A 7,864-nucleotide genomic window follows, 5' to 3' on the forward strand; every position below is an offset into this window, starting at 1 on the left:
CGTTTTTGCTGCCTTTGTGCGCATGGGATTATGCCGCCGAACCCGAAGCCTTCCGTCAATGGCTGGAGCAAGCCGGGCAGGCGGGGCAGCGTTTTATCAATCCGCCCGAATTGATGGCTTGGAATATGGAAAAGACGTATTTGTGCGATTTGGCGGCACGCGGCGCGCAAGTGATTCCCAGCGTGTTTGTTCCCGCGCACAAAGACAAATTGGCCGATATTCTGAAACAACAAGGCTGGACGGAAGCAGTTATCAAGCCCGCATTCGGGCAGAGCGGCAAAGGCGTAGTCAAAGTTTGTGCGGAGGCATTGGACGTGGATATGGCGGATTATCCGCAAGGTATGATGGTTCAACCTTATATCCGCGAAATCGAAACAGCGGGCGAAACCTCGCTGGTGTTTTTCAACGGCGCATTCAGCCATGCCGTGCGCCGTCAGCCGCCGCAAGGCGAATGGCGCGCCAACTCGGCCTATGGCGTGTCGGTGTTCGGTATCGAGCCGCCCGAGTTTGCTGTCCGTGCCGCGCAAGACGTACTGGCCATTTTGCCACAAATGCCGGTTTACGCCCGAGTGGATGGTACATTAATCAGCGACACCTTCCTGCTCAATGAGTTGGAACTCATCGAACCTGCCCTGTACCTGCACACCAGCGAAGGCGCGACGGAGCGTTTTGCCCGAGTGTTGGCCGGGTTGCTGAAATAGGGTTGCGGCACGCACATTCAGGCCGTCTGAAAGACTTTTTTCAGACGGTCTGAATTTTTTTAAACAGTTGGCAGGAAGATGTTTTAAAGCATACTTTTATTTGTCATTTTAATTGGGCTGGGGTCTAGGCCTGCTCTGGATTGTAAACAATTTTCTTAGTGTCGATTGGGTTTTATTTAGGGTAAAAATACGAAAAGCTTTTGAAAATAAATATGTTGTAATCTTAAACATTCTATGCTGAAATTACAGGACACTACAAAAAAGTGGTGTTTTAAAAAAATAAAACAGACAAAGGAGAAAAACCATGCAATTGCTTTTAGACAATCTCAAAGCCTTTTTTGAAACCATCAGCGGCTGGGTCTGGGGGCCTATTATGTTGATGCTGCTGGTCGGCACGGGCATTTTGCTGACCGTTTTGCTGAAAGGCTTGCAGTTCACCATGTTGGGTTATGCGTTGAAACAGGCGTTTGTGCCGTCAAAGAAGCATGAAGACGGCGAAGACCACGAAGGCGATATTTCCCATTTTGCAGCGTTGATGACCGCGCTGTCGGCCACCATCGGTACGGGCAATATCGCCGGTGTAGCGACTGCCGTAGTGACCGGCGGCCCGGGCGCGGTATTTTGGATGTGGATGACCGCTATTTTCGGTATGGCCACCAAATACGGCGAGGGCGTGTTGGCGGTGAAATACCGCGTCACCAATTCCAAAGGCGAAATGTCCGGCGGCCCGATGTATTACATCGAAAAAGGCTTGGGCAAAAACTGGAAATGGATGGCCGTTGCGTTTGCGCTGTTCGGCACATTCGCTTCCTTCGGTATCGGCAGCTCGGTGCAGTCCAACTCGGTTGCGCAGGCAGTACAAACCAGCTTCGGTGTCGAACCTGCCTACACCGGCGTGATATTGACTGTATTAACGGCCATTGTGCTTTTGGGCGGCATTAAGGGTATTGCCAAAGCCGCGTCCTTTATCGTACCTGCCATGGCAGTGTTTTATGTAGTGGGCGGTATTTCCATTATTGTCGTGAATTCTGACGCATTGATGCCTGCCGTCAAACTGATTTTCTCTGATGCGTTTAGCGCGCAAGCTGTGGCCGGCGGCGCTATTGGTACGGTCATCCGCTACGGCGTGGCGCGCGGTGTGTTCTCCAACGAGGCAGGTATGGGTTCTGCGCCGATTGCCGCCGCCGCCGCGAAAACCGACCACCCCGTCCGTCAGGCTTTGGTTTCCATGACCGGTACGTTTTTGGACACCATCGTTGTCTGCTCGATTACCGGTATCGTGTTGGTTATGGGTCTGCTCGGCGCAGGCGGCGAATTTGTGAAACCTGAATTGAGCGGCGCGGCGCTGACAACCGTCACTTTCCAAAAAATGCTGCCCGGTATCGGCGGCTGGATTGTCACCATCGGCCTGATTTTCTTTGCCTACTCAACCATTCTCGGCTGGTGTTATTACGGCGAGAAATGCGCGGTTTACGTCTTCGGCGAGAAGTTTGCCAGTTTGTACCGCGTGGGTTATGTTTCTTCAGTTATGCTGGGAACCGTGTTGAGCCTTGATTTGGTGTGGCTGGCTTCGGACACATTCAACGGCTTGATGGCATTGCCCAACCTGATTGCGCTTTTGTTGATGGCGAAAGTCATCGTCAATGAAACGCGCGACTTCAAACAAAAAATCAAAAACGGCGAATTGCCGCATTAATATCCAAGGCCGTCTGAATATGAATATTCAGACGGCCCGATGTATATTAAGTCTGTTTGGAAAAAAGTCAGAGGAGGAGAAAAATGAAAGTGCTTGTTTTAGGTGCTGGCGTTGCCGGCGTATCTTCCGCGTGGTATCTGGCAGAGGCAGGACATGAAGTAACAGTCATCGACCGCGCCGAGGGCGTAGCGATGGAAACCAGTTTTGCCAATGCAGGCCAGCTTTCCTACGGCTATACCACGCCTTGGGCGGCACCCGGTATCCCGACCAAAGCGTTGAAATGGCTGTTTAAAAGCCATCCGCCTTTGCTGTTTCGCCCTGACGGCAGCCTGTATCAAATCGAATGGCTGTGGCAAATGCTGCAAAACTGCACGGCAGCGCGCTATCAAACCAACAAAGAGCGCATGGTCAGGATTTCCGAATACAGCCGCGAGATGTTCCGCCGTTTTGAAGCGCAAACCGGCATGAATTTTGAAGGGCGCAAAAAAGGGACATTGCAGATTTTCCGTCAGGCTAAAGAGGTCGAAGCGGCAGAACAAGACATTGCCGTTTTGGAACGCTACGGCGTGCCGTACCGCCGTCTGAAACCCGAAGAATGCGCAGAGTTTGAACCTGCGCTGGCACGCGTTACCGCCAAAATTGCCGGCGGCCTGCACCTGCCTGCGGATGCGACCGGCGACTGCCATCTCTTCACTGAAAACCTATACAAATTGTGCCAGGAAAAGGGCGTACAGTTTCATTTTAATCAAACCATCAGCCGCATCGACCACAACGGACTGCGCATCAAAGCTGTTGAAACCGAAACAGGGCGGTTTGAAGCAGATGCCGTTGTCTGCGCGCTCGGCTGCTTCAGCAGGACGGTTTTGGCTCAGTTGGATCTCAATCTGCCGATTTATCCCGTCAAAGGCTATTCCTTGACCCTGCCGGTCACCAATTCCGATGGCGTGCCGGTCTCCACCGTCTTGGATGAAAGCTACAAAGTCGCCATCACGCGCTTTGACAACAGAATCCGCGTCGGCGGCATGGCGGAATTATCGGGCTACGAAATCAAATTGTCCGAAAAACGCCGCGAAACCTTGGCTTTGGTCGTCAACGATTTGTTCCCCGAAGGCGGCGATTTGAACCAAGCATTGTTCTGGAGCGGCCTCAGACCGATGACGCCCGACAGCACGCCGTTAATCGGACGCACCCGCTTTGATAATCTCTTCCTGAATACCGGCCACGGCACTTTGGGCTGGACCATGTCGCTGGGTTCGGCAAAATTAACCGCCGATATCGTGAGCGGCAAAGACACCGAAATCCGAAGCGACGACTTGAGCCTGTCGCGCTATCAGGCTTAAGTTGGAAAGCGATAAGGTTTAGCGACGTTTCAAATTTAAAGGCCGTCTGAAAACCATTTTTTAGACGGCCCTTTGTTTCAAAATTCGGGTATCCAATTAGTAAAATAAATAATAACTATTATCATGCTCATTAAAAAGTGTTAGTCTGAACCTGTCCCAGCTTTTAGCGCAGGTTTTCTCATGCCCGATTTTTCGATGTCCAATTTGGCCGTTGCCTTTTCCATCACGCTGGCCGCTGGTTTGTTTACCGTATTAGGCAGCGGCTTGGTGATGTTTTCCAAAACGCCCAATCCGCGCGTGTTGTCGTTTGGTTTGGCATTTGCCGGCGGTGCGATGGTATATGTTTCTCTGACGGAAATTTTCAGTAAATCCAGTGAGGCGTTCGCTGAAATTTATGATAAAGACCACGCGTTTGCGGCGGCGACCATGGCATTTTTGGCCGGGATGGGCGGCATCGCGCTGATTGACCGCCTGGTGCCGAACCCGCATGAAACCTTGGATGCGCAAGACCCGTCGTTTCAAGAAAGCAAACGCCGCCATATCGCACGAGTCGGTATGATGGCGGCGTTTGCGATTACGGCGCACAATTTCCCCGAAGGCTTGGCAACGTTTTTTGCCACCTTGGAAAATCCGGGAGTCGGGATGCCTTTGGCCTTGGCGATTGCCATCCATAATATTCCGGAGGACATTTCCATCGCCGCGCCGGTTTATTTTGCCACCCGAAGCCGTAAGAAAACGGTATGGGCGTGTCTGCTATCCGGCTTGGCCGAGCCTTTGGGGGCGGCTTTGGGCTATTTGGTTTTGCAGCCGTTTTTGTCGCCTGCCGTGTTTGGTTCGGTGTTCGGCGTGATAGCCGGCGTGATGGTGTTTTTGGCGTTGGACGAGCTGCTGCCGGCCGCCAAACGTTATTCAGACGGCCACGAAACCGTTTACGGCCTGACAACAGGCATGGCGGTGATTGCCGTCAGCCTGGTATTGTTCCATTTTTGAAACCCGTATGCCAAAGGCCGTCTGAAATGATTCGGACGGCCTTTTTGCGTTATAATCCGCACATCAAAAATAACCTTAATTTCACAAAGTTCCATCATGTTAGACAAATACAATCCAGCTGAAATCGAATCCAAACATTATCAAAACTGGGAAAAGCAGGGCTATTTCCAGCCTGATATGGATTTGACCAAACCGTCTTTCTCCATCCAACTGCCGCCGCCCAATGTAACTGGCACGCTGCACATGGGCCATGCCTTCAACCAAACCATCATGGACGGCCTGACCCGCTACTACCGCATGAAAGGCTGCAACACTGCCTGGATTCCGGGCACCGACCACGCGGGCATCGCCACGCAAATCGTGGTCGAGCGTCAGCTTGCCGCGCAAAACGTGTCTCGTCATGACTTGGGCCGCGAAAAATTCTTGGAAAAAGTGTGGGAATGGAAAGAAGTTTCCGGCGGTACGATTACCCAACAAATGCGCCGCGTGGGCTGCTCTGCCGACTGGACGCGCGAGTATTTCACGATGGACGACGTGCGTGCCGAAACTGTTACCGAAGTGTTTGTGCGCCTGTTTGAACAAGGCTTGATTTACCGCGGTAAACGCTTGGTGAACTGGGATCCGGTTTTGGGTACGGCAGTGTCTGATTTGGAAGTGGAAAGCGTGGAAGAACAAGGCTCTATGTGGCACATCCGCTATCCGTTGGCTGACAATACTGTCGAAGCCGTTATCGTAGCGACTACCCGTCCTGAAACGCTGCTGGGCGACGTGGCCGTTGCCGTCAATCCTGAAGACGAACGTTATACCCATTTGATTGGCAAGGAATTAATCCTGCCGCTGACCGGCCGTACCATTCCCGTTATCGCTGACGAATACGTTGAAAAAGACTTCGGTACAGGTTGCGTGAAAATCACGCCTGCGCACGACTTTAACGACTACGAAGTCGGCAAACGTCACGACACACGCCTGATTAATGTGTTCGACTTGGAAGCCAAAGTGCTGGCAAACGCCGAAGTGTTCAACTTCAAAGGCGAAGCGCAACAAGGCTTTGCCCTGCCTGAAAAATACGCAGGCTTGGACCGCTTTGCCGCGCGCAAACAAATGGTTGCCGATTTGCAGGAACAAGGCTTCTTGGTCGAAATCAAACCGCACACGCTGATGACGCCGAAAGGCGACCGTACCGGTTCGGTGATTGAGCCGATGCTGACCAGCCAATGGTTTGTCGCCATGTCCGCCACGCCAAACGGCGGCGAGCCTGACAGCGAATTCAAAGGCTTGAGCCTCGCCGACAAAGCCAAAAAAGCCGTCGACAGCGGCGCAGTGCGCTTTATCCCTGAAAACTGGGTCAATACCTACAACCAATGGATGAACAACATCCAAGACTGGTGTATTTCACGCCAACTGTGGTGGGGTCATCAAATCCCCGCGTGGTACGACGAAGCAGGCAATGTTTACGTCGCCCGCAATCAGGAAGAAGCCGAAAAACAAGCCGGTAAAACAGGCTTGACCCGCGAAGAAGACGTATTGGATACATGGTTCTCCTCCGCGCTCGTGCCGTTCTCCACGCTCGGCTGGCCGTCTGAAACCGACGAACTCAAAGCCTTCCTGCCGTCCAACGTCTTGGTTACCGGCTACGAAATCATCTTCTTCTGGGTGGCGCGCATGATTATGATGACCACCCACTTTACCGGCAAAGTACCGTTTAAAGACGTGTATATCCACGGCATCGTACGCGACCACGAAGGCAAAAAAATGTCCAAATCCGAAGGTAACGTCATCGACCCTGTGGATTTGATCGACGGCATCGACTTGGAAAAACTGCTGGTGAAACGTACGACCGGCCTGCGTAAACCCGAAACCGCGCCGAAAGTGGAAGAAGCCACGAAAAAACTCTTCCCTGAAGGCATCCCTAGCATGGGCGCGGACGCCTTGCGCTTCACCATGGCGAGCTACGCCAGCTTGGGGCGCAGCGTCAACTTCGACTTCAAACGCGCCGAAGGCTACCGCAACTTCTGCAATAAATTGTGGAACGCCACCAATTTCGTGTTGATGAACACCGAAGACAAAGACTGCGGTCAAGACGAAATGCAGCCGTTGGCGTTTACCTTCGCCGACCAATGGATTATCGGCAAACTGCAACAGGCCGAAGCCGCTGTTGCCGAAGCCTTTGAAACCTACCGCTTCGACCTTGCCGCGCAAACGCTGTACGAATTTGTGTGGAACGAATATTGCGACTGGTACATCGAGCTGGCAAAAGTGCAAATCCAAACCGGCTGCCCGACAACCCAGCGCACCACACGCCGCACCCTCGTACGCGTACTCGAAACCATCCTGCGCCTGCTGCACCCGATCATGCCGTTCATCACTGAAGAGCTGTGGCAGGTCGTTGCGCCTTTGGCCAATGCCAAAACCGCCGACAGCATCATGTTGGCCGCCTATCCGCAAGCCGATAAAGAACAAATCGTTCAGACGGCCTTCGACAAAATGGCCGCATTGAAAGACTTGGTGGAAGAAGTACGCAAACTGCGCGGCGAAATGGGTATCGCGCCAAACGTCAAAGCACCGCTCTTTATCGAAGGCAGTGCAGAACTCGAAGGCCTGCTCAAATACCTGCCGTCGCTGACCCGACTGACCGAAGCCAAGCTGGTGGACAACCTGCCCGAAGCGGAAGACGCACCTGTCGCCGTCTGCAATGGCGCGCGCCTGATGTTGAAAGTTGAAATCGACAAAGCCGCCGAAACCGCCCGTTTGAGCAAAGAAGCCGAGAAGCTGCAAAAAGCCTTGGACAAACTCAATGCCAAACTCTCCAAACCCGGCTACACCGAAAAAGCCCCAGCGCATTTGGTGGAAAAAGACAAAGCCGATTTGGCGGAATTGGAAGACAAAATGGCGAAAGTTCAAACTCAGTTGGCGAAGTTGAAAGACTGATTTTGATTGAATAGATAAGGCCGTCTGAAACTTAAGTTTCAGACGGACTTTTTCTTTTTCAATCCATCAAATTCAATCAAACCAAACGATCTGACTTTCATCCACGCTGATGCGGATTTCCTGTCCGGTTTGCGGTTTGTCCGTATCGTGGTCGGCGTGGGGATACCAAATCAAATCGCCGTATTGCGGATGGGCGAGGGTGAGGCGCG

At 52.5% G+C, this 7,864-nt stretch carries 5 protein-coding genes; all 5 read left to right on the plus strand.

Features of this window, described 5'->3' with window-relative positions; genetic code table 11:
• On the plus strand, positions 1-701 hold a 701-nt coding region (locus Q1M25_RS06465), incomplete at its 5' end, for a glutathione synthetase (RefSeq protein ID WP_300483103.1).
• A 304-nt stretch (positions 702-1,005) separates the two neighbouring features.
• Positions 1,006-2,397 (plus strand): sodium:alanine symporter family protein, encoded by a 1,392-nt coding sequence (locus Q1M25_RS06470; RefSeq protein ID WP_300483105.1) that lies wholly within the window; start codon positions 1,006-1,008, stop codon positions 2,395-2,397.
• 83 nt (positions 2,398-2,480) lie between these two features.
• On the plus strand, positions 2,481-3,737 hold the full coding sequence (locus Q1M25_RS06475; protein WP_300483107.1) for a D-amino acid dehydrogenase: 1,257 nt from the start codon (positions 2,481-2,483) through the stop codon (positions 3,735-3,737).
• A gap of 180 nt (positions 3,738-3,917) precedes the next feature.
• Positions 3,918-4,727 carry a zinc transporter ZupT gene (gene zupT, locus Q1M25_RS06480; protein ID WP_300483109.1) on the plus strand — a complete coding sequence of 270 codons (810 nt, stop codon included), beginning with the start codon at positions 3,918-3,920 and terminating at the stop codon, positions 4,725-4,727.
• Between the two features lie 96 nt (positions 4,728-4,823).
• A complete protein-coding gene (locus tag Q1M25_RS06485; RefSeq protein ID WP_300483112.1) occupies positions 4,824-7,655 on the plus strand; it encodes a valine--tRNA ligase in 2,832 nt (943 codons plus the stop codon).
• The last annotated feature ends 209 nt before the right edge of the window (positions 7,656-7,864 follow it).

It is taken from the genome of uncultured Neisseria sp. (assembly GCF_951230505.1).
Lineage (GTDB): Bacteria > Pseudomonadota > Gammaproteobacteria > Burkholderiales > Neisseriaceae > Neisseria.

Coding starts and splice junctions, on each gene's coding strand:
- zupT (WP_300483109.1), top strand. CDS start 3,918: ATGCCCGATTTTTCGATGTCCAATTTGGCCGTTGCCTTTTCCATCACG.
- Q1M25_RS06470 (WP_300483105.1), top strand. CDS start 1,006: ATGCAATTGCTTTTAGACAATCTCAAAGCCTTTTTTGAAACCATCAGC.
- Q1M25_RS06475 (WP_300483107.1), top strand. CDS start 2,481: ATGAAAGTGCTTGTTTTAGGTGCTGGCGTTGCCGGCGTATCTTCCGCG.
- Q1M25_RS06485 (WP_300483112.1), top strand. CDS start 4,824: ATGTTAGACAAATACAATCCAGCTGAAATCGAATCCAAACATTATCAA.